The sequence below is a fragment of the Ruminococcus flavefaciens ATCC 19208 genome, from assembly GCF_000518765.1.
GTDB lineage: Bacteria > Bacillota > Clostridia > Oscillospirales > Ruminococcaceae > Ruminococcus > Ruminococcus flavefaciens.
Map to the genome: position 1 here is coordinate 176,490 of NZ_JAEF01000007.1, position 24,693 is coordinate 201,182.

Below are 24,693 nucleotides of genomic sequence, written 5' to 3' on the forward strand. Positions count from 1 at the left end.
CTTAGCGGAATAAAAACCAAATCAAATAGGAATATGAAAACCAGCTTTCCTTGCTCAAAATTTTCGAGTATACGGAAAAGCTGGTTTTCATTATTTGCTATAGGAGTTACAGTTTTGCGGAGGTTTAGTTTGATTCAATGCAAAGAGTCTATCCAAAAATTTGCATAGGATTTTTGATTAGTTACGCAGCTGCATCAGTTTCTTCATCAAAAACATCTTCAACTTCTGAAATATCACTATCTGTGATGTTTTCTTCATCTACTGGATCAGGCTGCTTTGTAAATATAAACTCATATGTGTTTTTATCTATATAGCCTTCTGCTCCGTCTGCAAATCTGTATGTAAATGTAGAAGATCCATACACGAAGTTAAGTATTGTAAGTTCATCTTCTGTTTCGTTTACATATATATTAAGATTGCCATCCTGCATTTCAATAGTGATCTCATTTGAATTAATATCTTTAAACTCAACAAAGCTGTGATCGCTGCCCCATTCGTGAATTGAGTCATGATTGTAGCCCTTTCCAAAGATATATGTATCTTCACCGTTAGCTCCGCAAATCAGAGTATCTCCTGCACCGGCATCGATTATATCATCATCTTCTGTTCCAGAAAGATAATTAGAACCATTACCATAAATAGGCAGAGATTTTGCTCTTATATCAAGTCTGCTAAGAAGTGTATCATCGTCAAATATGAAAGTAATATCTGAGTTTGCTGCATAATCGAAGAATCTTTCGATTATCATTCTGTCTCCAGTGTCCTTACCGAAATCGATTATAAGATTGCTGCCATCACGGAAATTATTCATATCGCTTTTGCGATATCCATGAATTATGATCGTATTCGGTTCGCCTGCTGCATCTTTGAGGGTATCAATATCATAGCCTATGCCATAGATAAAAGTGTCATTGCCATGATCGCCTTGCAGAATATCGTTTCCTGCGCCACCGTCAAGAATGTCATCACCGCCGCCGCCAAAGATTACATCGTCGTTATCTCCGCCGTTAAGGTAACTTGAATGATCGCCGTCATAGATGGTATCATTACCGCCTTCGCCATATATGATGTTTGTTCCGTTTCTGCCAAGAAGGGTATCATTACCATTGCCGCCATACATAAAGTCGATATTATTGCCACCTGCAATAGTATCATTGCCTTCACCTGCATAGAAAATATTGAACCCGTCACTTGCATCAAGATAATCATCAGCATCAGAGCCTTCAACTACTTCTCTTGAGTCACCGCCGCCAACAGTCTGACTTCCATTATATGAAAAGAAATCATAATTGAATGGATGAGCTATAAAGTCATTGAGAGTAATAGTATCACCTGTATACTTATTGGTGAGTATGAATTTTCCATTTGATGAAACGGAAGTAGTATAGTCGTCAACACTTAAGCCGTCAATAAATATGATCTTATTGTCTCCTTCTGTATCGTTAACCACATCATTTCCATGATACATTCCAAAGTAGTAGCTGTCATCTCCGGCATCACCGTTCATTATGTCATCGCCATAGCTACCATAAATATAATCATTTCCTGATTTACCTATCAGTTTATCATTTCCTTCTTCACCTATAATAATATCATTATAGTTAGTGCCATAAAGCTCATCATTATTTTCAGAACCGACTAATGTTATTGTATTATCGATGAGAGAAATAATCTCATCATAGTGTTGAGAAATATTACCATACTTATTTTTATATTTTTCAAATGCATTTGTTTTATTTCGGATATCAAGATCTTTTATGTATTTTCCATAATCATAAATTGCAACATCCATACTTGCTACATTATTTAAGTTACTATCTATTAATGATTCAACATAATGTGTATCAACATATTTAGCACCGTTCTCGTCTTCCTCGACAAATGTCATATACTTAAATATTCCAGAGCTTGAAATCAGATTTATATAATTATAATAACTATCTTCAATTGATTTGTAAATGATTTTTAACATCTCTGCCGCAGTAGCATTAGGACTTGTTCCATTAACGCCATTGAATTGATGTCCCATAAATTGTTCTATCACATGTAAATCCCTTGCATCAATATTTCCACCACGACTTTGTGGATTGATATTAATCGAATCGGTAATTATGTATAGTATTTTTTTCAAATAATAACGTTTAAGTCCAACATTGGTTGCATTTTCAAACATATAATGATAATACTCCAGATCTCCAGTTGTATCCTTTTCTAAAGCCTGTTTGAATGTTGGAACATTTCCTATTGTGATTTTTCCATCATGTGTTGTATTTACTGTGTTTACACTAAACCAAATTTCACTAATTCGCCTTGAATCACCTGTTTTAAAAATCATATTTGAAAATTCTTCTTCTCTATATGGTTTTATTTCGTCATTATTTGGAACCTCACTATTTTTTGTATCATACTTAAAATCAAGGTCTATGTAATCAACATTAAGTTCCTTTAACGAAATTATTTCGTCACCGATATCTGTTTCTCCATTTAGATTATTATCAAACCATACTTTTATTTGATCCAATAGCGTTTGTTTTTCTAATATATTATCATTTTTATCAATGCTTAAGAATAGTGCATCAGCACTATCAATTTTATTATTTTTATTGGTATCTAAACTTTTAATGGCTTCAATTCCTGAAGAAGCTTTGGTGCCATCTTTCATGACAAATCTATCTCCAAAAAGTTCTCCGCCATTATCTACTGTACCATTGCCATTAATATCAATAGTAAGAAAACCTTCTATATTTTTTATCCAAGGTGTTTTCTCCTTAAATTCATTATTATCAAGATCAAAATTAACACCTTCTTCAAGAGATGTGAATTCTATTTTTTCGGTATCGCTGAATTTGATTATTAATGGATCGATTTGTTTCTGTTTTTCCGATTTTGTATAGTCTTCATACTGCTTTTCTATATCTTTCTTTAAATCCTCGATATCTTCTGTTACTTCATAATCACTAAGTTCAGCTGTTCCCATCATAATAACAGTAAATAAATCATTAAGCATATCATATTCTGCTTGATATACCGGAACTGCTATATTTGATGAATCTGTATTATTTCCGTCTGAAGCATGCACAGTCGTTTGTGGAGCTCTTAATAATATAGCAGTTATAATAGAAGCTATTGTACCATCAATTACTAATTTTTCTTTCAATGATGTAAATTTTGCCATTATTGCTTCTGCAAAAGCACTATTTGTAGCCATTTCTTTTATTAAAACCAGTGCTGATGCACTTACAAAAATTATACTTGCATCTTCGATTGCTTCAGCAGCTGCCGGATTTTTTACTCGTGGTTCTCCGTATTTTCCTCCGGGAGTATGTGTAATTCCATTTCCATCACTCCCGTTCTCTCCACCGGATTCGCCGCCTTCATTACCGTTTTCACCACCTGTATTATTACCACTTTCGCCGCCAGAACTGTTTCCGCCTCCACTGACAACATCGCTTCCTGATTCACCACCGTTATATATTGGGGGAGCTACTTCAATAACAGGAATTCCTATACCACCTGAACCTGTTCCACTATTTCCTCCACCATTGATCCACGGAAATACAAATACGTTATAGTCAGGCAAAGATTGCTGCACTTGTTGTCCTTGTACATTGCTTCCATAGTTAGTATTACTGTTGCTATCTGAGTTATCTCCTGATTGAGAATTCACATTTTCCTGTTGATCTTCTTCATCATCGTCCTTTTTTATAATACGTTCAAACCAATAAACTATAATGCCACTTATAGTACAACTGTACTTTATTTCATATGATACTTTTGGAGATATTGGAACTGTAAATATTCCTACGCCGACTAATGGATCTAACCCTCCATTTAAATATTGTGTTTTTTTATCTTTATGAAGTAATGTATTTGTATAATTTGACAATTGTTCTTCAGCTAAAGGTCTTCTATCTAATCCTAAATATGATGCTGGTTTAACTTCCCATATATATTTATATTCGATACCATCTTTTACATATGCATCTGTATATAAATCAACAGAACCATAATTTGTCATCTTTTGGGTGACTGGATTATAAACAGGTGCTTTATAATCTATGCGTTTTTCTTTTTTATATTTTCCGCCTGATAATAAAATAATATGGTCTTGTACCGCATTATGAAAAAAATTATAACTAAGCATATCTTTCTTAGTTGCTGTGTACCAATCACCAGCACAAGAATGTATAGCTTCATACAAATTAATATAATTTTCTTCATATTCTGCATCTTTGACACATTCATCAAATGATTGAATATCTATTGCATAACCTGTTAAAAATGATTTTTCACATATAACATTAAATGTTGGAATTAATATTGTAAAAACTAATATTAATGATAGTATCTTTTTAACATTTTCATAAAAATATCCTTTCATTTTGAGTATAAAAATTATATTTTAATATATTTTTCTAACCGTTTTATATTATTTATTTTTATATCTTCTATTATTTCTAATATTTTATCATGTTTATAACCTGTAAAATAATCATATACTTTTTCTGCATATTCTTTTGAATACTCAAAAGATTCTACTTCACCACTGATTATTTTTCGCAATTGTTCTTTTTTAGCCTCATTATCTGTAGCAATGTATAATAATCCCTCATTATCAGGAGAATCATAAATAGTCTCTTTATCTAAATCAAATATACCCGTACTGCACGAATAGTTGAATTTATGAAAGAAATTTATACATTTATCTAAGGTATCAGCTTCATTCATGGTCGTAATCATATATTTTTTTGTATATTCTAAAGCTTCTTCCATAACAGAAGACAATGATTTAGGAACTTCCGAAAAATAATTAAATTTAGAAAGAACGGAATATATATAATGATCTGGTTCAGCATCGACTGATTTCGCATAAAAATCAGCCACGCAATTATTTAACCAATTATAATTTGCCATAGGACTTATTTCTAAATCAATTATAGGACGATAAACTGTAGCAATACCACCAAGAATGCTAAAAGCTTTATCTTCTGGATAATCTGCTTGTTCCGTTCTCAATGAAATAATATGAAGTATCTCATTGTTTATCACTCTAACGAGATAAGGATATCTGCCTTTTATTGCCTTAAATCCATACGGTTCAAGTGCTTCGCCAAATATCTGCTTGAACGCCGCATTGAGGGTAAGCTTTTTTGGCTGTTCGATACTATTTGAACTCGTATCTGTTTTATAAAGACCATATGCTTTCAAAATCTCAAGATTTTTTTCTTTCACAGCTTCTTCATCTGCCTTATATTCATTATATAATTCTTTATTTTCACGTATTTCTTTTATATCTGCTATCAATTCAGAACAAACGACTTCACGTCTTTTAATTCGCTTTTCATAATCTTCTTCTGTATAGCCATCTCTATTAAGCTCAATGCACTTTCTGTACATTTCATTTCGGATATTACTCACTTCATTAATTAATTCAGCATAATTATCGACTTTCAGATAAAGTAACTCTTTTTCTATTAATGGGAAATGCCACAACATAAGAAACCTAAAGTACCTCTCAATACTATTTATAGAATTAATAAACGAAAATAACCACTTTTCACAAGTATCAAAAGCATTTTTCATTTCACTAATTATTGAAGCATTATCATCTTTGCATTTAAAATGAGACAATTTACGCTGAATATCGCTGTCATAATCTTTTTCATGCAGTTTATAACTATACACTCTAAAATTACTGAGCAACAGATATCCGTCTTCAAGTTTTTTATTCAAGTCAAAATAGCGACTATATACTGAAAACACATCGCCTAAGATATTAAATTCAACTTCACCACGAAGTGCACCTTTTCTTTGAAAAATTGTTATTATATGTATTATCTCATTATCAATAACACGTACAAAATATGGCTTTATGCCCTTTACTTTTTTATATCCTAAAGGTTCAAGAGCCTCACCAAATACCTTAAGAAAAGCTGTTTTAAGTGTTATTTTTTGTTCTTTATTGGCATTTCTCTGCCGAAAACAGAGAAAGACTGTATTATTATCAGACTCATCAGCTGCTTCCGCTGCAAATGTAATATTGCAGACATCCATGCCGATAACAGATGCGAATTTTGATAAACCTTCTTCTACAAACACATAGTCACCATTTCTTATCTCGTTAAACTGCTCCCATGTGCTATTATCGCATAAAAAAGGCTTCCATGCCTTTTCCGACGGCTGCGGAATATCATCACCGAAATAATCGTCAGCTCGTCCGATAGTAAACATATCAGCTTTTTTTCCGCTTTTGTCATACAGTTCAAGTATAGCACAGTCGCTGTCGATAACAACAGTGTTAACACAGGTTGTCCCAAGCATTTTAGCTATCCTGCCTGTGTCTTTTTGAGATAGTGTGTTCCCTTGTTCGTAGGCTTCTGAGGTTATAGTTACCCATTTACAGTTGTCAGCAAATTTCAAGATATATGAAAGTTCGCTTTCATCACTGTCACAGGTAACATAGCCATCTTCCGCCATTTTCTTGCAGAATTTATCAATGAACTGATCTTTAGTTAAGCTCTCATTGTCATAGATCTGCGTTGATGTGAAAAAATTACCCATAAAAATCCTCCTTTTATCATGATATTCTTTTTCATTTGATTTTTTATAGTTTTGATTTTTCCCTCCTATAGACATAAAAATAAACAATACTTTGAAATTAGAAGAGCAGATAAAAAAGTATATCTTTTAGTAAATTAAAAATGTAAATATTACTGTGATGAAATAAAAGTATTGTCTTGCCTGCAATTATATGCAATATTAAAATTGTATCATAAAAAATGGCATAAATCAACGATATTGCGTGAAATATATTTGTTTTATATTAAAAAAATATCTATTCATAAAAGTCAAAAGACCATTTTTCGCTTTAGCATTGACATCTGACATAAAGTATGCGATAATAAAAGCATCTAAACAAGAACATTCATTCTCATATGCAATCGAAAACCTTATTTAATGGAAGGATGTATATTATGAGAGTGAAAAATTATCACAAACATGATAACATGAGTGTTCTTGAATTGGACACGCCGCTGCAGATTTATAAGGAATTATACGGTCAGGAAGCATACGAACAGGCGAAGAAGTTTTATCAGTCTGAGGAATGGGAGAGGTTCGAGAAAGAGCAGCTTAATTCAGACAGGCGGTATTATGATCACAAAGCAGATCTAAGTCTTGAGGACTATGATGAGTGGGAGAGCGCTGAGAAAAGAAAACGTCGGTTGAATGATCCCCCGTCCTTTGTCTTACGCGCTGAAACGAAACTCACAAACGGCTTCGACGATATTTTCGACGATCCTATCCTTCAAGAAGCAATGCGGTCGCTTACTAAGAAACAGTATAGTGCTCTGTACTGTACATTCAAAAGTGATCTTAACACAATTGAGATCGCTGAGCGAATGAGCACTACTGTCCGAGCTGTACAAAGGCTGTTACATCGAGCTTTGATAAAACTGCGTGAAGAATATGTTTCGCTTTTTGAAGAAGCCAAAGCGTGTGGCTACACAAAATGCGTTGAGCACAACTACGAGCGTATACTTCAGTTCTTTGAGGAGTATGAGATAATACTCACTCAGAATGATCCTGCGGCGTAAACATAACCCCACAGCATTAATTTTGCTGTGGGGCTTTTTTTGTTCTGCTGTTTAGTAAATATTACTAAGCTGATGTAGTTTGACATTCGTTCGGTTGAGCAGTTCTGCAAAGTTGCGGAGTGCAAATATTGAAATGTTCGTTTTTTTCATTTCCCACCGCTATATATATGGAGGCAGTCCTCTCTCTGCTAATAACAGCGTGTCGGTAGTGATGGTAGAATTGTTACTGCCACGGTAACGCTTACCAGTAGTCACAAACCTCTATATATCATCAACTGCTGGCGTGTCAGTAGATTTCCGTATCGGTAGAGTTACTGTCACGGCTGAGTTACTGTCACCCACAAAACAAGCACATTTCCGCCGACAATACCGAAAACGGATAACTACACCACCTGTGGCGGCGAAAGCAGTTGTCGCGCAACGTCGAGCGAGTGTGGGGAATATCAGCAGAGGAAGAAAACTAACGCTGACGGAGCAGTACAGGCAGCGGAGGTTTGAAAAAGCCAGCATCGCATTCGGCAGTCCGTCGAACGCTTGCTGGTCGGGGAAACCCCCGAACCCCTTCAAAATACTGTATCAGGGTCATCATCATATGGTATGGGTTCAAGTTCGTCTTCAATTATTATTTGTACTGGTTCCGCATAAAATAAGCCGTTCATAATTCCGGAATAGGCAGCGTTAAGCGTGTTTGGCGGCGGGTAATATGTACCTGCAATAGGTTCGGCTGTATCTATACACCATTTCAGCCTTTGTTCAAAAAGTGCAATAAGGCTCGAAGAAAGGTTTTGAGATATGCAATTTACTGCTAAGCGTCAGCTTTCAACAGATATTTCAAAAGTGCAATATTTTCCAAAAATCCATCCATTTACCTTTATTTTAGCCATTTTTATACTCCATACAGCGATTAATTGTCTCCTTCAGCTGAGAGTAACTACATTTAATTGCTCCGAGTTTTTCAATAGACGATAATGAAATAGTTTTTTGATTACCTATATTATTGTTTAAGGTTTTGGTTGATATAACGTAAAAATCCCATTGTTTAGCGTTGAGAGGATTGACGGTATCCTGATCTTTATGTTTGTGAACGCAAAAAACATAGACGTCGGATTGCCTTTTTTGAGTATCGTCATATTTACTGTTTGCGCTATCCCAACCGTATGATTTATGAACGCCAAAGACTATTTTTGATAATTCTTTTTGAGCCCAAGTCTGAATATATCCCGAAGCCTTAACTTCAATTCTAATACTATTGATGGAAAGTAAATCGTATTTATCCCATGATCTTCTGTCATTTTTCTGAATTCCAAGAGCGCATGCAACTAAATACTCTGCAATGATCCCGCGTTAAGTATTACATAAAAGTTCTGAATGTGCCAAACTCCAATAATCGGATAATTTAGCTATTTTTTATTACCGTCATCAAATATTAATGTATCGGGCGAAAGAGCACGCGGTTTGATAGCTGGATATTTTATGTTTTTTTCTGAATGATCAGTCATAAATATTCACCTCTAAATGCATTATACATTATAATCATTCAAATGTCAAAATCATAGCGAATAAATAATCAAGCAGGAGAGCGTCTTACCTCACAGGCTGGGAAGCTGAACGAGGAATATGGCTCGAAGCTGAAAGGGCTCGACGAGTACAAGCACAAGCTCAGCTTGAAAGTAGCCAAGTGGATAGTGATATCGCAGTCGGTATTGATAGCATTGTCGGCGGTGTTACAGCTTTGGCTTCGCTAATTGAGGACGAACCTGCCGACGATACCGAGTACGCTCGGGAGCACATTGATAGCAAGGCGCTCGCCGAGGAACGAGAGCACAAGGAAGCACTTGGAATACACATGGGGTAACCCAAATCTAAAACGAAAGGACTTTTGAAAATGAACAATGCAAATCACATACGAAACATGAACGAGAGAACGATAAGGAGAGTGGTTATTGAATTGCAGAAAAGGATAATAAAACTTCAACGAATAAGTACGCTGAACTGCGCCGAACGCAGTTTGAGATAAGAGAGGTCGTAATCGACGGCAAGACATATACTATCATCAACGCAACACCTACTGATACGAATGTGACTGCGGCGGACAAACTCCGCGAACTTGTGAAAGCGGATTGAAAAAAGTTCTGGACAAACCGCCCGAATTGGAGTATACTGTTGGTGTACCGAGAGGTACGCCAACAGAGTCCTATTCGGTTTGGTTTCCAGAGAAGGAGGATTTTAATGAAACCAAACAACGATCAAATAACAGCTTTGTATTGCCGACTTTCACAGGAAGATGCGCGCGAGGGCGAGTCGCTGTCCATAGAGAATCAGAAGAAAATGCTCAGTGAATATGCAGAGCGTAACGGCTTCCGCAATTGCCAATATTACATTGATGACGGCTACAGCGGAGTAAGCAGCAACCGTCCCGACTTCCAGAGAATGCTTAATGACGTTGAAAATGAGCTTGTGGGAGCAGTCATTGTGAAAGATCAGAGCCGACTTTCGAGGAATTACCTTGAAGCAGGCAGACTAATGGAACTGGTGTTTCCTGCCCACGATGTCAGATTTATCGCAATCACAGACGGCGTTGATTCAGCCAATGGTATCAATGAAATGTCAGGCATAAAGAACTATTTTAATGACTTTTTCGCTCGCGATACATCGAAGAAGATACGGGCAGTTCAGCGAGCAAAAGGCGAGCGCGGAGAGCGTGTGGGAACAGTAACTCCATACGGATACTTGAAAGATGCCGATACAAAACAGCTTATTCCCGACCCGATAACCGCACCGATAGTTCATAAGATATTCGAGCTATGTGCTGAGGGGAAAGGCGTAAGAGCGATTTGTAACTATCTTTATGAGAACAAAGTCGAGACACCAGGAGTATATGAGTTCAAAACAAAGGGAAAACTTGTAAGCACCCTACGCTTGATACACCGTACATCTGGACGCAGAGTACCGTGAGAGATATGCTGTCAAACAGGATATATTGCGGCGACACTGTCAACTTTAGTACCTATAGCAAATCCAACAAGCTTAAACAGCGGCTCAAAAACGATCCCGAAAACATACTTGTATTTGAGAACACTCATGAGCCGATAGTCAGCCGTGAGCTCTTTGACAGAGTACAGAAGCACTATGAGGGGAGAAAACGTCCCGACAGGCTTGGTGATGTTGACAAATATGCAGGATATGTATATTGTGCTGACTGTGGAGCGAAGCTGTATCTGCACAGAGAGAAGTACATCAAGCCCGAGAACAATTGCTATCAGTGCGGAGGATATCAGGCAAAGGGAAAGAATTACTGTACAGTACACAGCATAAAGGCGGATGTGCTCGACAAACTTGTTTTGGACAGTATCAAGTTCATGACCGACTTGGCAAGGAAGAAGCCACAAGAGTTCTATGAAATAGCTGTTAAAAGCAATGCAAATAAAGCTGAGAAACTGCGGAAGGAGTCCGAAGCAAAGCGTTCCAAGATAGAAAGCCGTATCAAGGAGCTTGATAGCATTATGAGCTGCTTGTATGAAGATAGAGCTTTAGGAAAGATAACTCCCGAACGCTATGATAAGCTCGCATCAGGCTATGAGAAAGAGCAGAGTGAACTTGTGTCTGACCTTGAAGTCCTCTCCTTACAGCTTGACAGCATGGAACAGCATGAGAAAGCAGTGCAGGAATTCATAGATAATGCAAAGAATAATCTTGACATGGAAGAAGTAACACCGAAACTGCTCAGATTATTTGTAACTAGAATTGAAGTATATGAAAGACCTGAGAAGTATGCCAAAAATGCGGTAATGCGATACAGATACACTATCCATTCCTTTCACTTCACCAACCGAGACCTGTATTGATGCCAACAACTAACAAGACATATGCACAGGCAGTCTGCTAAATAGCAGAAACCCGAGGATATAACGTCCTCGGGTTACATAAAGAATATTAAGTTCCGGTAAGAATAGCGGCGATTATCCGCCCTTTTCAATTAATCTGCATCGTCAGGTTCGGGCTGATGCAGGCATCAGCCCCTACACATGGTTGCGCATACATAATGGTTACGGATTACACGGGCGCGCGGAACGCGCCCCTACAGCGCGTTTTTGTTGTTTACATCATAATACACGGACGACCAATGGTCGTCCCTACAGTTCGCTCATGGAATTTATTACGTAAGGCACGGGCTGTCGAGGACGCCAGCCCCTACAATTATGAATTAAACAGGAGGTGATATCATGGATATCCGCAATATACCGACGCTTTTCGGACTTTCAGAAGCTTCCGAGCTGACCGAACTTAACAAAGGTCACATAAACCGAACCTTTCTTGCTGTCTGCGGCGGTAAAAAATATGTGCTCCAATCCCTGAACAGGTCTGTATTTCGTACTCCGGAAGCTGTTATGGACAACATCAGCCGCATTGAAGCGGCTTTTGCGGAAGCAGACTGCTCCGAGGTTGCCGTCCCGCATTTTATCGCCTTTGGCGATAAAAATTATGCGGTCGCTGACGAAGAGATATGGCGTATCTACAGCTATATCACAGCGACCGCTGACTCCGCGGCTGAACCCGCGGCTGCGGGACGGGCATTCGGTAATTTTATCCGCATTATGGACAGCAGAGAACTCAGCAGCACTTCTGCTATTGAAGGATTTCACGATTTTGATAGATATTTCGCTGTTCTTGCTTCAAAAAACGGCATAGACAGGGGAGTTATGACGACTCTTGACAAACTGCGCGATACATTAGGGCAGGTATTCGGCAGTTCACTGCAAAAACGCATCATACACGGCGACGCAAAGGCAGATAATATAATAATCAACCATAAAATGACTATAATAGACCTTGATACTATAATGTGCGGATATGCAGCCGTTGACTACGGCGACCTTGTGCGCTCTGTCTGCAAAAACGGTATCAACGACCTGTCGCCTGTCCGCCATATAACCGCAGGCTTCTCACAGGGACTTGGCGGAATTCTCTCAGATGAGGAGATAAACTCCCTGTATTACGGCATTTTATGGCTCACAGGAGAGCTTGCTGTGCGGTATCTCATCGACTTCAAAAGTGAAAACAAGTACTTCCGCGGCAAAACTTCAGCGGAATGTCTCGCCCGTGCAGAGCAGCTTCTCAGCCAGCTTAAACAGTTCACGGAACACAGTGCAGAGCTGACCGAGATAATACATTCCGCCTTTGCATGAACTGTAACTGTTGATTTACTTTGAAAAATATGATATAATCATATTAACATAATTGTTCGGACAAGCAAAGATCATAACCGTAAAGGGGGCGCGGTCATGGAAGTCATACTTGTTATCATAGTAGTATCGGTACTTGCAGTAATATTGGGAGTAAAGGTGATATGGCTCGTATTCGGCTTTGCTGCCCTTATCGGGCTTGCCTTCGCAGCCTCAATGATACTACTGACCGTATTCTTCATAAGACTGCTCTTCACAAAAAAGCACACTGCTTCTTTTTCAAGGATAGACAAAAGTCCCAAGAGCAGGTTCAAGGTCGCATACTACACCATTGACGGCACGGAATATCCAAATATCTTCCCCGAGGAAGGCTTTCTGCAAAACAAACTCTACCCCGGTGACAAAAAACATACTGTCTTTCTAACAAGGAACAGGAAATACGTTTACGATAAATTCGCCTGCACTACCTGTACCATAGGCTTTTTGCTGAGTATAGCAACTATAATAGCAGGCATTTTCACCTACAGCCATATATAAGGAGGAACTAATGGAAGAACACATCTGCGGCACTCACGGAGTGCATAAAGATATTGTGGACAAGGTCTCAAAGGTCATGCCCGATGAAGCTGTACTTTATGAGGCTGCGGAGCTGCTCAAGGTTTTTGGCGACGCAACAAGAATAAGAATAATCTTCGTGCTCTGCCAGAGCGAAATGTGCGTATGCGACATTGCAAGACTGCTTAATATGACTCAGTCCGCCATATCCCACCAGCTGAGAGTGCTGAAGCAGGCTCGCCTTGTAAGTTCAAGACGTGATGGCAAAACGATATACTACTCCCTCTGCGACGACCATGTAAAAACTATATTCTATCACGCAATGGAACACGTTATGGAGTGAGCTGCTGAATGAGATATTTTGATTTTCATACCCATGCATTCACCGATGCTCTTGCAGAACGCGCTATGTCGGGACTCGCAAAGACAAGCGGCATAGTCCCCGCAACTGACGGAACTTTAAACGGTCTCCGCAAAAAAATGGCTGAGAACGGCATAGACCGCGCCATGCTCCTGCCTGTAGCCACAAAGCCCTCACAGCAGACTGCTATCAACAACTGGGCAGCCGAGATAATGGGCGGAGGTATTTACTGCTGCGGAACAGTCCACCCCGATGCCGAGGACGCTGTCGAAGAAGTTGAGCGAATAAAGTCTCTGGGACTTTGCGGCGTTAAATTTCATTCGGAATATCAGCAGTTCTGTCCCCATGAGGAGAGAATGTTCCCCATATACGAGAAAATAGCCGAGCTTGGACTTATAGCCGTTTTTCACGGCGGCTGGGATCCCTACTCCGAGGATATAATAAGAGCTACTCCGCAGAGCTTTGCGGCTGTAGCGGAGACTTTCCCTAAGCTCACCATAGTTGCTGCACATCTCGGCGGCATGAAGCTCTGGGACGATATTGAGAGATATACAGCAGGCAAATTCGACAATCTTTGGTTCGATGTGGGAGTTATCGCACGATATATCGAGGACGAGCAGCTCCTGCGCATAATTCGTATGCAGGGTGCGGACAAAGTCCTCTTTGCAAGTGACTGCCCGTGGGACGAGCCTGCCAACGAGATAGCCATAATAAACAGGCTTTCCCTTACAGACGAGGAAAAGGCACTTATCTTCTACCGCAATGCCGAAAAACTCCTCCGTATATAGTGAGTAGAGAGTAGATAGTAGTTATTAGTGCATAGTGATTAGCATGGGCGGATATTATCCGCCCATTTATGCCTTACGATGCAAACAAAATGAACACTCTGTAGGGGCGAGTTCCGCTCACCCGTTAATTTCGCTGATACTTCCCGTGTCGAGAAGCGACACCCCTTTTGATGATACACGGACGACTTAGGGAGCGCAGGCTCTGCGCTCACGCGATGATATATGCCTTTCGTTTATTGTCTCCCGCGGCTAAAGCTAAAGCCTCAACAAAATCTTTACGCGGAGAAAGAAAAAAGAAAAAGCTTATGTACCCCTACATAAGCTTTAGTTATTAAAGAACTAATATATGAAATAATGTTTACCCCAACTGCGGCAGTCTCCCCAGACTCGCCGCATTATTTTATGTACGTGAAGCTCTCTGTTTACCCCGAGCTTCTATCCCTATCTTGGTAGATGAGTTGATCTCCTCCCCCGTCCCCTTAACGGGAGCCGGAGACCTGCTGCTCCGAAAGCAGCTATGTTCCCCCGAAAGTTTATTCATTTCAATTCTGCGTTCATTCAGCTGCCGCAGTATTTGATGCCGTGTTATTTAATGCTGCATCATTGATGTCAACATCTATAAGGAGTCCCCCGTCCTTGCCTGTTACCTTAGGCATTACGCCGTCCCATTTCTGGATCTGCTCGTAAGCAATTACCTTACTTGAAAGCGACTCTTCAAGGAGCTTGTTTGCGTCAGCCTGAGCCTGTGCCTGAGCGAGTATTGCCTCTGCCTCGGCATTTGCTGCAATGACCTTCTTTTCAGCCTCAGTCTTTGCAACGACCTTAGCCTGCTCCTGTTCGGTCTTGGTCTTGAGCAGGTTCTGTTCAGCCACCTGCTTTGCTTCGATAGCGTTGTTGAATTCTTCTGTGAAGTCAAAGTTTACGATATTGAATTTCTCGATATAGATACCGTAAATATTGAGCTTTTCGTCAAGAGCGGTCTTTACCTCGGTACTTACCGACTCACGCTCTGTAATGAGCTGTTCTGCGTTGTACTTTGCGGTAGCTGACTTCATGCACTCCTGAACTACGGGAGATACAAGGATAGTGCTGTATTCAAGACCTACATTCTTGTACATATCAGGTGATTTGTCTGAAACAAGTCTGTAGTTTACAGCGATCTCACTGTTTACAGTCTGAAGGTCACGGGATACAGCTGTTGCTGTAGCATTGAACACCTGTATCTTGTTTGACATATCCTCAACCTGCTGTATGAAAGGTGCTTTCAGATGAAATCCCTCAGAAAGCGGAGTTGACGAAACCTCGCCAAGTGTAAGAACTACACCTGTATTGCCTGCGGGAACTATGGTAAATGAATTTGCAGCTACAAGAATTGCTGCAAGACCTATAACAGCCCACTTAACGCCCTTGAAGCTTGTTTTTTTCGGAGCATTGTTCAGCTCCCTGACATTGATCGGCATAACTATTCTCCTTTAAAGTACATTTATTGATGTGTTATGTAATATTTTCTGTCCTCTGTAGCAGATATTACATTATCTTTTACTAATTTCTTGGTCAAACCAGAAAATGTATTCGGATTTAACAAGCCTATCTCATCAAGTCCTTTGGCAGTTTCCTTTGAAAATGCTCCTGCTTTTTCGAGTAATTTTACTATTCTTTTCTGTCTTAAAACTAATGCTGGTAAGATGCTTGCCATAATTATTCTCCTATTTTGTATATACAAATACGTGTTTAAGCTTTAAACCTTGTTAAGATAATACTTTCCGTCCTCTGTAGCTGAGATAACATTGTCGTACAGAAGCTCAAATGTTGCTTCGGGATTGAATATTCCCAGCTCATCGAAGGACTTTGCACTGTCTGCTGAATAAGCCTTTGACACTTCAAACAGCTTGATTATTTTCTTTTTGCTCATTAGTAATGCAGTTACAACATTCATTATTAAAACCTCCCTTTGATCCCATATCCTGTAAAAATTGTCCATTCTTTACATTTCTTCAAGAATGACCTCAAGCCCCTTTTCCATTTCTGTTCTCAGACAACCGCTCCTATACCCCATAACCATGACATACATGGCTTTTCGGAGCTTGTCAACATCTGAGATCTCCTTGGAATAATCCGCTAACTCACGTGATACCAGAGTTTTTATATGCTCGGTATCGAACGCCCCCTCGTCCTCTGCTGTAAAGATTATCCTGCAAAGGATATTATAAAGGAGTATGTCCTCTATGATATCATCTGAGGTATCCTCAACATCACCGTTGATATAGCGCATAAGATTTGCAATGTCCTCAAGCTTCATAGCCTTTCGGAGCATATTTATAAGAAGTATGCGGAGTATTTGCTTTTCCGAATACTTTTTACCCTTTGTAGCAGAAACCCAGCCGCGCTTTATCCAGTTCTGGATAGTAGTACCTTCAAGCCCTGTGAGCTTAGAGAGCTGGGAAAGTGTAAGACCGCCTGTTGCTTCAAGAACAGGTGATATCATAGAAAAAGCAGATTCACGAGCCTGCTCGGAAAATTTCATTGTGGTTCCGGGAATAAGTCTGTTCATAGTCTTTATCTCCTCTCTGACGATGATATGATTATATCACAAGTTCATATGAACCGCAAATGTTATCCTGAGATATTTTGAGCCGTTTTTGAGTATTTTTTGTGATTTATCATTGTATTTCATAGTTTTTCAGCTTTTTTCGCATTTTTTCATATCAAGTCATAGCTGCAGCAACTCTCCTTTTTTCTCTTCATTATTATATATGTACAAACCAAGCCCTTTCTTTTCTACGTTATATAAGTCAAAAAACGATAAATCTTTTTCCGTGAACGTTGATTTGTTTAAAAAAATATGGTATAATAATATAAATCATAATCTTACGATGTAAAATTATGTTCCGAGCTATTAGTTATTAGTGCATAGTTATAAGACAATTTCCGATGACTACTCATTGATAATTGATCGCTATATTCAAGGAGGTCAATATGAAATATACTCAGGGTCAGTACATAATTGCTGACAAAACCGCAATTGCCCGTGAGATATACAGCTTCACCATCTCATGTCCCGAAGTGGCAGCTGTAGCCTGTCCCGGACAGTTCGTACACATTAGAGCCAAGGGCTATACTCTCCGCAGACCTATTTCAATATGCGGCATAGACAAGGAAAAGGGCACACTTCGCATAGTATTTGAAATAAGAGGCGAAGGAACTGCTGAGATAGCAAAGCTCAACAAAGGCGACCTTATAGATATGCTCGCCCCTCTCGGACACGGTTTCACTGTTGACCCTTCTTATAATAAGGTAATACTTATCGGCGGAGGTATAGGAACTCCTCCTATGCTCCCCCTTACAAAAGCTTACGGCGATAAAGCCGTGGCAATAAGCGGTTTCAGAAATGCTTCCGCAGTTATATTACAGGACGATTTCCGTAAAACAGGCGCAGAAACTATACTCTGCACCGATGACGGCTCAGCAGGTATCCATGGCTTCGTAACACAGCCCCTGAAGGAGCTTGCTGAAAAAGGCGGCATCGACGCAGTATACGCCTGCGGACCTATGCCAATGCTCAAGGGCGTAGCTGCTATATGCAAGGAAAACGGCATCTTCTGCCAGATATCCCTTGAAGAGCGTATGGCTTGCGGTATCGGCGCGTGTCTGGGCTGTGCCTGCCGCACTGTAAGGAATGACGAGGAATACTTCGCTCATGTCTGCAAGGACGGTCCTGTATTCAATGCTGAGGAGGTGCTCTGGTAATGGCTGATCTTTCCGTAAAAGTCTGCGGCGTAGACTTCAAAAACCCTATTATCCCTGCTTCGGGAGTATTCGGCTACGGACGCGAATACGAGGAGCTCTTCCCTCTTGACAAGCTGGGCGGAATCGCTACAAAGGGCACTACACTTCACCTGCGTACAGGTAATATTGCTCCGAGAATCGCAGAAACTCCTTCTGGTATGCTCAATTCAGTAGGTCTCCAGAACCCCGGTATCGACCACTTCATCGAGACCGAGCTCCCCTACCTGCTCACAAAGGATCTTGTAGTTCTTGCGAATATCGCAGGCTCTACTCCCGATGAGTGCGCTGAGGTAGCCGCAAAGCTTGAGGATACAGATGTTCATATGATAGAGCTGAATATCTCATGCCCCAACGTAAAGCAGGGCGGTGCAGCATTCGGTACAAGCTGCGAAATGGCAGCCGAGGTAACAAAGAGAGTCCGCGCAGTTACGAAAAAGCCTCTCGTGGTAAAGCTCTCACCGAATGTTACCAGCATAGCCGATATCGCTAAATCTGTGGAAGCCGCAGGTGCTGACGCAGTTTCACTTATAAATACTCTCCTCGGCATGAGGATAGATATAAACACAGGCAGACCCATACTTCATAATAATGTAGGCGGTATGAGCGGTCCTGCCGTATTCCCTATAGCTGTACGCATGGTATGGCAGGTTGCAAACGCCGTAAAGATACCCGTTATCGGTATGGGCGGCGTTTCCTCGGGACGTGATGCTATCGAGCTTATGATGGCAGGAGCTTCCGCAGTACAGGTGGGCGCAGCTATATTCACAGACCCATATGCTCCCGTGAAAATAGTGGAAGAGATGAACGACTGGTTGGACAGCAAGGGCATCGCTTCCGTAAACGACATAATCGGCACGGTAAAGCCGTGGTAAGCAGCGTAACGCTGCACCCTTGCCACGTTGACGCTCGTAAACTTGCTCACTATTAACAATACCGATACTCGTGCATCGCTTACAGCACTATATTTCTGCTGAGCCCATGAACGGATATGAGCCATTAGCCGTTAGCCCATTGTAGGGGACGGCGTCCTCGACGTCCCGTGTAATTCTCCGCCATTTCGCGGAATACGTTTCATACAAGTAAAAAGGAAAATAACATGATTATAATGTCAGTTGACTTCGGCGATGCAAGAACAGGCATCGCAGTCTGCGGAAAAAGCGAAATGATAGCTTCTCCCGTAACTGTCATCGCCGAAAAGGACTTCACAAAATGTATAGAAAAAACCGCCGCTCTCGCAAAAGAGCAGCGCGCTGAACAGATAGTCGTGGGCTATCCTATGAATATGAACGGAACAGTCGGCGAAAGAGCTGAAAAATGCAAGCTTTTCGCCGAAGAGCTGGAAAAGCTCACAGGCTGTCCCGTTAAGCTCTGGGACGAACGCTGCACTACCGTCTCAGCTCACAACGCACTGAACGTTACGAATACCCGCGGCAAAAAGCGCAAGGCAGTCGTAGACGCAGTTGCAGCAGTACTTATCCTTGAAAGCTACCTTGGATTCAGACGCAATTCAGGTGAAGCTACATAATTACCGACTTGATGTCGTCAAGCAGATTTCCTGCGGCTTTAAGAGTTTTTCCCGCATCACGCTTTATACTCATTTTCTTCATGGGGCGTGCGTTGGAAAAAGCATAGCAGGCAAATCCCACTATTGCTCCCGCAGCAGCACCTTTGGCAAGTGACACAATGTTCATTTCATTAAACTCCGTATTTTTATTATCCGCAAAGCGGACAATAGTATTATCTGAAAAAATGATTGATCTATTCTGTTTTTTAAAAAGGAGGTCCATATGAAAAAATTACTTATCACTTTGGTCATGATAACAGGTCTAATATCAATGTACAGCTGTTCTTTCAGACAAAGCAGCCAGTCATCAGAGACTGCCACAACACGGCCAACAGAAGTAACTACGACTGGTACATCAGTCCAGACCACAACCAAAGAAAAAGTCAAGGCAGACCCCGATATTTTCACCTATAATTACGTTCACGGTGAAGAGGGATATTTCAATCTCCTGAACGAAGAGCCCGAATTCAGAAAAAAGGTTCAGGAAGGTGATACCTGCTGGGCTTATGCTGCCGCAGCTTCTATGGAGACAAGCCATTTCCTGAAAACAGGCAACAGTATAACTGTTGACCCTATGGCTATCGTCAATACTGTATGGGATACCAACAAATCAGACGGATTCATAAAAAAGATCGACGCCTCAAACAAAGAAATGGGCGGCTGGGGCTGGATGGTAACAGAAACTGTTTCACGCGGCTTGAACGGTGTTACTCTTGACAGCGCAAAGATACTTACGGACAAGGGCAGAGATGCCTTAAAGGACGCTATCCGTTCAAGAGGCGGAGTCTATGCAGCTGTCCCTGACAACAGCGATAAAAAGGACTGGTACGGCGATTACTACACCATGAACGACGCAAAGAGCAGTATTGCCGACCACGCTATCACCATTATCGGCTGGGACGACAGCTTCCCGAAAAATTACTTCAACGAGGAAGCTTCACAGAACGGCGCATGGATAACCTATAACAGCGCTGAGGGTATTCTCGGTTCATATTACTATGTTTCGTATGATACTCCACTGACTGACATCATAAGCTTTACAGCTACAGATAAGTATTCCAATGTTTTAAGCCATGACGCCGGAAATGAGCAGGATAAATACATAAGCAGAGGCGAAGAAACAACCGTCGCCAATGTTTTCCACGCTGCCGGAAAGCTTGCCGCTGTTGGAACTTACAATGACTTCGACGAGGAACAAAGCATAAAGATCGAAGTATACGACAGCAGCTTCAAGACCCTGCTATACGCTCAGGACGCTACTCTCGCCTTCCACGGCTATCAGACTGTTGAGCTGGATAATCCTGTAAGCGTCGGCGACTATGCCATAGTCATCACCTATACTAAGGGTGCGCCTGTTGAAGGTCAGAACATTGACTATGAAAGAGCCGATTACGTAACTGCCTGCGACAGCGGACAGTCATACATATTCCTCGGCGACTGGAAAAACAAGGCTTCTATATTCCACGCCGTAGAGGTACCCGAAGGCGAAGAAGCACCTGCTGTAGATCATACCTATGATTATATCAAGGACCTTAAAGATATGAACGACGGCAACATCAAGGAAACCCTCGGTATCGACTTTACGCCTAATAATTTCTGTATAAAGGCGCTTTACACTTATTGATACATTAAAGGAGATCTATGCAAAACCTTAATATCGTCCTTGTAGAACCTCAGATACCGCAGAATACGGGAAATATCTCCCGAACCTGCGCCGTTACGGGAGCAAGACTGCATCTTGTCCGCCCCCTCGGCTTCGAGGTAAGCGACAAGCACCTGAAACGTGCGGGGCTTGACTACTGGGACAAGCTTGACATCACATATTACGACAGCTTGGAGGATTTCTTCGTGAAGAACAAGGGCGGTCACTTCTTCTACTTCACTACAAAGGGACTTCATGTCCACAGCGAAGCGGAATATCCCGACAATGCATATCTTGTTTTCGGACGTGAGGACAAGGGGCTCCCGGAAGAGCTTCTTCACGAAAATCCCGAAAGCTGTGTAAGAATACCTATGCGCAATGAACTGCGCAGTCTCAATCTCTCGAATTCAGTGGCAATAGCTGTGTATGAGGTACTGAGACAATGGGATTATCCCGACCTTTCCCGCGAGGGGAAACTGACAAAATACCAATGGTAAAAGGAGATACAAAAATGTCAAAGATAGCATTACTTACCGATTCATGCTGTGACCTTCCAAAGGAGACAATAGATGAACTGGGAATAAAAGTAATTCCATTCACCCTTACCTTAGGCGGTGAAAGCTTCAGAGAGATATATGATAAATCAACACAGGAAGTGTACGAGCTTATGGAGAGTACCGATGAGATACCAAAGCACTCTCAGATATCTCCCCTGACATTTGAAGAAACATACAATGAGCTTTATGAGCAGGGATATACTGATGTTATCAGTGTTTCCATAAACTCTCAGGGCTCAGGTACATATAACAATTCATTGATAGCCAAAAGCGACTTTTTCGAAAACAATCCCGATGCACAGGGCAAGATCAAGATCTTCAACATCGACTCAAAGTGCTATACTCTTTACTACGGCTATCCCGTAATGGAAGCTGCAAAGAAGATACGCCGCGGTGCAGATGTGGAAGAAATAATCGCTTACCTTGAGGACTGGTTCAATGTAAGCGGTATATATGCAGTGCCATACACCCTCAAGTACGCTAAGAAGTCGGGACGCATCTCCGCTGCAAAGGCTTTTGCGGGAGAGCTTCTCGGACTCAAGCCTGTAATACTCTTTGCTGACGGCACGACAACTACCGTTGACAAGATAAGAGGCGAAAAGAATATCGTTCCAAAGCTTGCGGAAATAGTTGAGAAGAATATGACTCCTCAGACACCGTACATTATGGTACACGGCAAGGACGATACTCTCGCAAAGGAAGTCGAGAAGGAGATCGCTAAAAAGACAGGTAAAAAGGCTGAGATGTTCGGCAACATCGGTGCAGTCGTATCAGCAAATATCGGTCCCGAGCTTGTTGCTGTAGTCGTAAGGAGAAAGAACAAGTAATATTATTCAGAAAAGACAGGGCATTTGCTCCGTCTTTTTTGATTATCAGAATTTGGCTGTATTTCGCTATGTCAAAGACTTTTTACATCGTTTTTCGCCCGTTTGTAAACGTCTTTTTTCAATTTTTCAGCACTTGTAAAAACAGATTGGTAGCAATTTTTTCTGCGGACTGATATACTGGTATCAGTCAAGCGAAAAGTTCCGAAGGAGGAAAAAATGGAAATCGGAAATCAGATCAAAAAACACAGAAACAAATTAAAATGGTCACAGGAGATGCTGGCAGAGAAAGCTTATGTCAGCCGCCAGACTATTTCAAACTGGGAAAATGACAAGAGCTATCCCGATATCCACAGCCTTCTCATTCTCGGCAAGCTTTTCAATATATCTCTTGACGAATTAGTTAAAGGAGATGTTGAAACTATGAAAAACGAGATCAACAAAGATGAAGTAAAAAAATTCAATTCCATGTCATGGCTTCTTGCGGCAATGTATATAATCATGGTAGTATCGCCGCTTCCGCTGATAAAGTATCTGGGCTGGATAGGCGGAGTTATATGGGGAGCTATCGCCGCAGTTGCTATTTTTATAGCATTCAGGGTCGAGAAAATGAAAAAGGCAAACAATATCCAGACATATAAAGAAATTGCCGCATTCATGGAGGGCAAGCCTCTTGACGAGATCTCAGCCGACCGGCTGAAAACTGCCAACAGAACCGCTATAAAGCTCATGTACGGCGTTATATCCGCATTAATAGCACTTACAGTATGCGCTGCCATCGGGTATTTTATGTATAAATAAAAAAATAACGGCTCCTGTGATCTCACAGGAGCCGTAACTATTTCAGTTCAGTATTCCGAATCAGAAATTCTTTGAAGCATAATCAACCCATCTGCTGTCCTTTGAAAGCTTGCCGCCCTTGAGGAAAGCAGCCTTTGCATTCTTGTCGTTCTTAAGGAATGCATCGAACCACTTAACAGCATATTCAGCGAAAACTGCAGGTGCATGATTATCGCATGGGTCTAAATGCTTACCGTTCTTTACACTTGCATATACACAAGAAGTATTGCAAGCATTGTAAGAATTCTTTACCCATGAAGATGATACGATATCATCCTGTGTAGCAGTTACAAAGAAAGTCGGCACCTTCAGCTGGCTTGCTTCAGACTGGAACTGACACCCCTGTACATCAAATACACAGTCTATAGCTGTATTCTGTCTTGAAGCATTAACTGCGCTCATTCCGCCCTGAGAATGTCCGCCTGCACCAACGTGCTCTGCATCTACCTTATTGTAGAACATACTATTACTATCTTTGCCTTCTTTGATGATAAAGTCAACTGATGCAGACTCTGTTACACCTGTTCCGCAGTAACGGTCAGTATTTGCTACTACGATATATCCGCCTTCTGCAATCTTGCTGAGAAGCTCAGTATAAGATCTCCAAGTGGCAAATGTACCATTTCCCCATACAACTACAGGATACTTCTTGTTAGATGTAGTCATATCCTTAGGATAATATACAACGTGATCGATCAGCAGACCGTCATCAAATTTTGCTAAGTTTACAGTGCTGCTTACGCTTGTAATCGAAATAGGCTTATATGCTGCATTAGCTGTGCTGACATTTGCTGCTAAAGCTGATGTTGCCATAATTGCTGCTGCCATTATAGATGCGATTCTTCTTTTCATGGTATGACCTCCATTTTGTTTTTTAGTGATAATTTTTGTGATATATAATGTTAACATATATATGTATTATTATATCATATACCCCTGCTGTTTGTCAATAGTTTTGCTGCTTTTTATTGATATTTTTATACTAAGTCCGTATTTTT

22 protein-coding genes are annotated in these 24,693 nt (G+C 40.8%); 14 read left to right on the plus strand and 8 right to left on the minus strand.

Annotation, left to right across the window (positions count from 1 at the left end; all coding sequences use genetic code 11):
* Positions 1–181: 181 nt before the first annotated feature.
* Positions 182–4,381: a calcium-binding protein gene (locus L870_RS0102990; RefSeq protein ID WP_028516874.1), complete on the minus strand. Its 4,200-nt coding sequence runs from the start codon at positions 4,379–4,381 to the stop codon at positions 182–184.
* 14 nt (positions 4,382–4,395) lie between these two features.
* Positions 4,396–6,561 (minus strand): hypothetical protein, encoded by a 2,166-nt coding sequence (locus L870_RS0102995; protein ID WP_028516875.1) that lies wholly within the window; start codon positions 6,559–6,561, stop codon positions 4,396–4,398.
* A 413-nt stretch (positions 6,562–6,974) separates the two neighbouring features.
* On the opposite strand from L870_RS0102995, the gene L870_RS0103000 reads away from it, so the two are divergent.
* The 7 genes from L870_RS0103000 to L870_RS0103035 all read left to right on the plus strand — a co-directional run bounded on the left by L870_RS0103000 (position 6,975) and on the right by L870_RS0103035 (position 14,482).
* A complete protein-coding gene (locus tag L870_RS0103000; protein WP_028516876.1) occupies positions 6,975–7,595 on the plus strand; it encodes an RNA polymerase sigma factor in 621 nt (206 codons plus the stop codon).
* Between the two features lie 2,229 nt (positions 7,596–9,824).
* Positions 9,825–10,550: a recombinase family protein gene (locus L870_RS18285; RefSeq protein WP_051411370.1), complete on the plus strand. Its 726-nt coding sequence runs from the start codon at positions 9,825–9,827 to the stop codon at positions 10,548–10,550.
* Between the two features lie 5 nt (positions 10,551–10,555).
* A complete protein-coding gene (locus L870_RS19995) occupies positions 10,556–11,440 on the plus strand; it encodes a recombinase zinc beta ribbon domain-containing protein (RefSeq protein WP_278244597.1) in 885 nt (294 codons plus the stop codon).
* A 378-nt stretch (positions 11,441–11,818) separates the two neighbouring features.
* Positions 11,819–12,781 carry a phosphotransferase gene (locus L870_RS0103020; RefSeq protein WP_028516877.1) on the plus strand — a complete coding sequence of 321 codons (963 nt, stop codon included), beginning with the start codon at positions 11,819–11,821 and terminating at the stop codon, positions 12,779–12,781.
* A 96-nt stretch (positions 12,782–12,877) separates the two neighbouring features.
* A complete protein-coding gene (locus L870_RS0103025) occupies positions 12,878–13,315 on the plus strand; it encodes a hypothetical protein (RefSeq protein ID WP_028516878.1) in 438 nt (145 codons plus the stop codon).
* A gap of 10 nt (positions 13,316–13,325) precedes the next feature.
* Entirely contained in the window at positions 13,326–13,676 is a 351-nt protein-coding gene (locus tag L870_RS0103030) for an ArsR/SmtB family transcription factor (protein WP_028516879.1), read from the plus strand.
* Between the two features lie 8 nt (positions 13,677–13,684).
* Entirely contained in the window at positions 13,685–14,482 is a 798-nt protein-coding gene (locus tag L870_RS0103035; protein ID WP_028516880.1) for an amidohydrolase family protein, read from the plus strand.
* Positions 14,483–15,036: 554 nt separating this feature from the next.
* On the opposite strand, the gene L870_RS16435 is transcribed toward L870_RS0103035, so the two are convergent.
* Genes L870_RS16435 through L870_RS0103055 form a run of 4 tightly spaced genes read right to left on the minus strand, consistent with a single transcriptional unit; the run spans position 15,037 to position 17,033 of the window.
* Positions 15,037–15,942 (minus strand): prohibitin family protein, encoded by a 906-nt coding sequence (locus tag L870_RS16435; RefSeq protein ID WP_051411373.1) that lies wholly within the window; start codon positions 15,940–15,942, stop codon positions 15,037–15,039.
* A gap of 23 nt (positions 15,943–15,965) precedes the next feature.
* Entirely contained in the window at positions 15,966–16,178 is a 213-nt protein-coding gene (locus L870_RS0103045; RefSeq protein WP_028516881.1) for a hypothetical protein, read from the minus strand.
* A gap of 42 nt (positions 16,179–16,220) precedes the next feature.
* Positions 16,221–16,418, minus strand: coding sequence for a hypothetical protein (locus L870_RS0103050; RefSeq protein WP_028516882.1), 198 nt, complete (start codon positions 16,416–16,418; stop codon positions 16,221–16,223).
* 48 nt (positions 16,419–16,466) lie between these two features.
* Positions 16,467–17,033, minus strand: a complete 567-nt coding sequence (locus tag L870_RS0103055; protein WP_028516883.1) for a DUF1836 domain-containing protein — start codon at positions 17,031–17,033, stop codon at positions 16,467–16,469.
* A 425-nt stretch (positions 17,034–17,458) separates the two neighbouring features.
* On the opposite strand from L870_RS0103055, the gene L870_RS0103060 reads away from it, so the two are divergent.
* From L870_RS0103060 to ruvX, 3 genes are all read left to right on the plus strand, one after another.
* The gene (locus tag L870_RS0103060) at positions 17,459–18,229 is read left to right on the plus strand and encodes a dihydroorotate dehydrogenase electron transfer subunit (protein WP_028516884.1); all 771 of its coding nucleotides are present in this window, start codon (positions 17,459–17,461) and stop codon (positions 18,227–18,229) included.
* Positions 18,229–19,140, plus strand: a complete 912-nt coding sequence (locus tag L870_RS0103065) for a dihydroorotate dehydrogenase (RefSeq protein ID WP_028516885.1) — start codon at positions 18,229–18,231, stop codon at positions 19,138–19,140. Before L870_RS0103060 ends, L870_RS0103065 begins: the two co-directional genes overlap by 1 nt.
* A 224-nt stretch (positions 19,141–19,364) precedes the next feature.
* Positions 19,365–19,793 carry a Holliday junction resolvase RuvX gene (ruvX, locus tag L870_RS0103070; RefSeq protein WP_028516886.1) on the plus strand — a complete coding sequence of 143 codons (429 nt, stop codon included), beginning with the start codon at positions 19,365–19,367 and terminating at the stop codon, positions 19,791–19,793.
* Here ruvX and L870_RS19580 read toward each other — a convergent pair.
* Positions 19,786–19,959, minus strand: a complete 174-nt coding sequence (locus tag L870_RS19580; RefSeq protein ID WP_167549422.1) for a hypothetical protein — start codon at positions 19,957–19,959, stop codon at positions 19,786–19,788. The genes ruvX and L870_RS19580 overlap by 8 nt on opposite strands.
* Before the next feature lie 96 nt (positions 19,960–20,055).
* Here L870_RS19580 and L870_RS0103080 point away from each other — a divergent pair, with 96 nt between their 5' ends.
* From L870_RS0103080 to L870_RS0103095, 4 genes are all read left to right on the plus strand, one after another.
* Positions 20,056–21,456: a lectin like domain-containing protein gene (locus tag L870_RS0103080; RefSeq protein ID WP_028516887.1), complete on the plus strand. Its 1,401-nt coding sequence runs from the start codon at positions 20,056–20,058 to the stop codon at positions 21,454–21,456.
* Positions 21,457–21,473: 17 nt separating this feature from the next.
* Positions 21,474–21,971 (plus strand): tRNA (uridine(34)/cytosine(34)/5-carboxymethylaminomethyluridine(34)-2'-O)-methyltransferase TrmL, encoded by a 498-nt coding sequence (gene trmL / locus L870_RS0103085; protein WP_028516888.1) that lies wholly within the window; start codon positions 21,474–21,476, stop codon positions 21,969–21,971.
* A gap of 14 nt (positions 21,972–21,985) precedes the next feature.
* Entirely contained in the window at positions 21,986–22,858 is an 873-nt protein-coding gene (locus tag L870_RS0103090) for a DegV family protein (protein WP_028516889.1), read from the plus strand.
* Positions 22,859–23,074: 216 nt separating this feature from the next.
* Positions 23,075–23,656, plus strand: coding sequence for a helix-turn-helix domain-containing protein (locus L870_RS0103095; RefSeq protein ID WP_028516890.1), 582 nt, complete (start codon positions 23,075–23,077; stop codon positions 23,654–23,656).
* A 60-nt stretch (positions 23,657–23,716) separates the two neighbouring features.
* Here L870_RS0103095 and L870_RS18295 read toward each other — a convergent pair whose 3' ends face one another.
* Positions 23,717–24,547, minus strand: a complete 831-nt coding sequence (locus L870_RS18295) for a poly(ethylene terephthalate) hydrolase family protein (protein ID WP_028516891.1) — start codon at positions 24,545–24,547, stop codon at positions 23,717–23,719.
* Positions 24,548–24,693: the final 146 nt, after the last annotated feature.

Bases quoted from the DNA above. Each gene is read 5' to 3' on its own strand.
- L870_RS0103060 (WP_028516884.1), top strand. From the start codon at position 17,459: ATGAAATATACTCAGGGTCAGTACATAATTGCTGACAAAACCGCAATT.
- L870_RS0103030 (WP_028516879.1), top strand. From the start codon at position 13,326: ATGGAAGAACACATCTGCGGCACTCACGGAGTGCATAAAGATATTGTG.
- L870_RS0103000 (WP_028516876.1), top strand. From the start codon at position 6,975: ATGAGAGTGAAAAATTATCACAAACATGATAACATGAGTGTTCTTGAA.
- ruvX (WP_028516886.1), top strand. From the start codon at position 19,365: ATGATTATAATGTCAGTTGACTTCGGCGATGCAAGAACAGGCATCGCA.
- L870_RS0103050 (WP_028516882.1), bottom strand. From the start codon at position 16,418: ATGAATGTTGTAACTGCATTACTAATGAGCAAAAAGAAAATAATCAAG.
- L870_RS0102995 (WP_028516875.1), bottom strand. From the start codon at position 6,561: ATGGGTAATTTTTTCACATCAACGCAGATCTATGACAATGAGAGCTTA.
- L870_RS0103055 (WP_028516883.1), bottom strand. From the start codon at position 17,033: ATGAACAGACTTATTCCCGGAACCACAATGAAATTTTCCGAGCAGGCT.
- L870_RS0103080 (WP_028516887.1), top strand. From the start codon at position 20,056: ATGAAAAAATTACTTATCACTTTGGTCATGATAACAGGTCTAATATCA.
- L870_RS19580 (WP_167549422.1), bottom strand. From the start codon at position 19,959: ATGAACATTGTGTCACTTGCCAAAGGTGCTGCTGCGGGAGCAATAGTG.
- L870_RS0103065 (WP_028516885.1), top strand. From the start codon at position 18,229: ATGGCTGATCTTTCCGTAAAAGTCTGCGGCGTAGACTTCAAAAACCCT.
- L870_RS18295 (WP_028516891.1), bottom strand. From the start codon at position 24,547: ATGAAAAGAAGAATCGCATCTATAATGGCAGCAGCAATTATGGCAACA.
- L870_RS0103090 (WP_028516889.1), top strand. From the start codon at position 21,986: ATGTCAAAGATAGCATTACTTACCGATTCATGCTGTGACCTTCCAAAG.
- L870_RS0103035 (WP_028516880.1), top strand. From the start codon at position 13,685: ATGAGATATTTTGATTTTCATACCCATGCATTCACCGATGCTCTTGCA.
- L870_RS19995 (WP_278244597.1), top strand. From the start codon at position 10,556: ATGCTGTCAAACAGGATATATTGCGGCGACACTGTCAACTTTAGTACC.
- trmL (WP_028516888.1), top strand. From the start codon at position 21,474: ATGCAAAACCTTAATATCGTCCTTGTAGAACCTCAGATACCGCAGAAT.
- L870_RS18285 (WP_051411370.1), top strand. From the start codon at position 9,825: ATGAAACCAAACAACGATCAAATAACAGCTTTGTATTGCCGACTTTCA.
- L870_RS0103045 (WP_028516881.1), bottom strand. From the start codon at position 16,178: ATGGCAAGCATCTTACCAGCATTAGTTTTAAGACAGAAAAGAATAGTA.
- L870_RS0103020 (WP_028516877.1), top strand. From the start codon at position 11,819: ATGGATATCCGCAATATACCGACGCTTTTCGGACTTTCAGAAGCTTCC.
- L870_RS0103095 (WP_028516890.1), top strand. From the start codon at position 23,075: ATGGAAATCGGAAATCAGATCAAAAAACACAGAAACAAATTAAAATGG.
- L870_RS0102990 (WP_028516874.1), bottom strand. From the start codon at position 4,381: ATGAAAGGATATTTTTATGAAAATGTTAAAAAGATACTATCATTAATA.
- L870_RS0103025 (WP_028516878.1), top strand. From the start codon at position 12,878: ATGGAAGTCATACTTGTTATCATAGTAGTATCGGTACTTGCAGTAATA.
- L870_RS16435 (WP_051411373.1), bottom strand. From the start codon at position 15,942: ATGCCGATCAATGTCAGGGAGCTGAACAATGCTCCGAAAAAAACAAGC.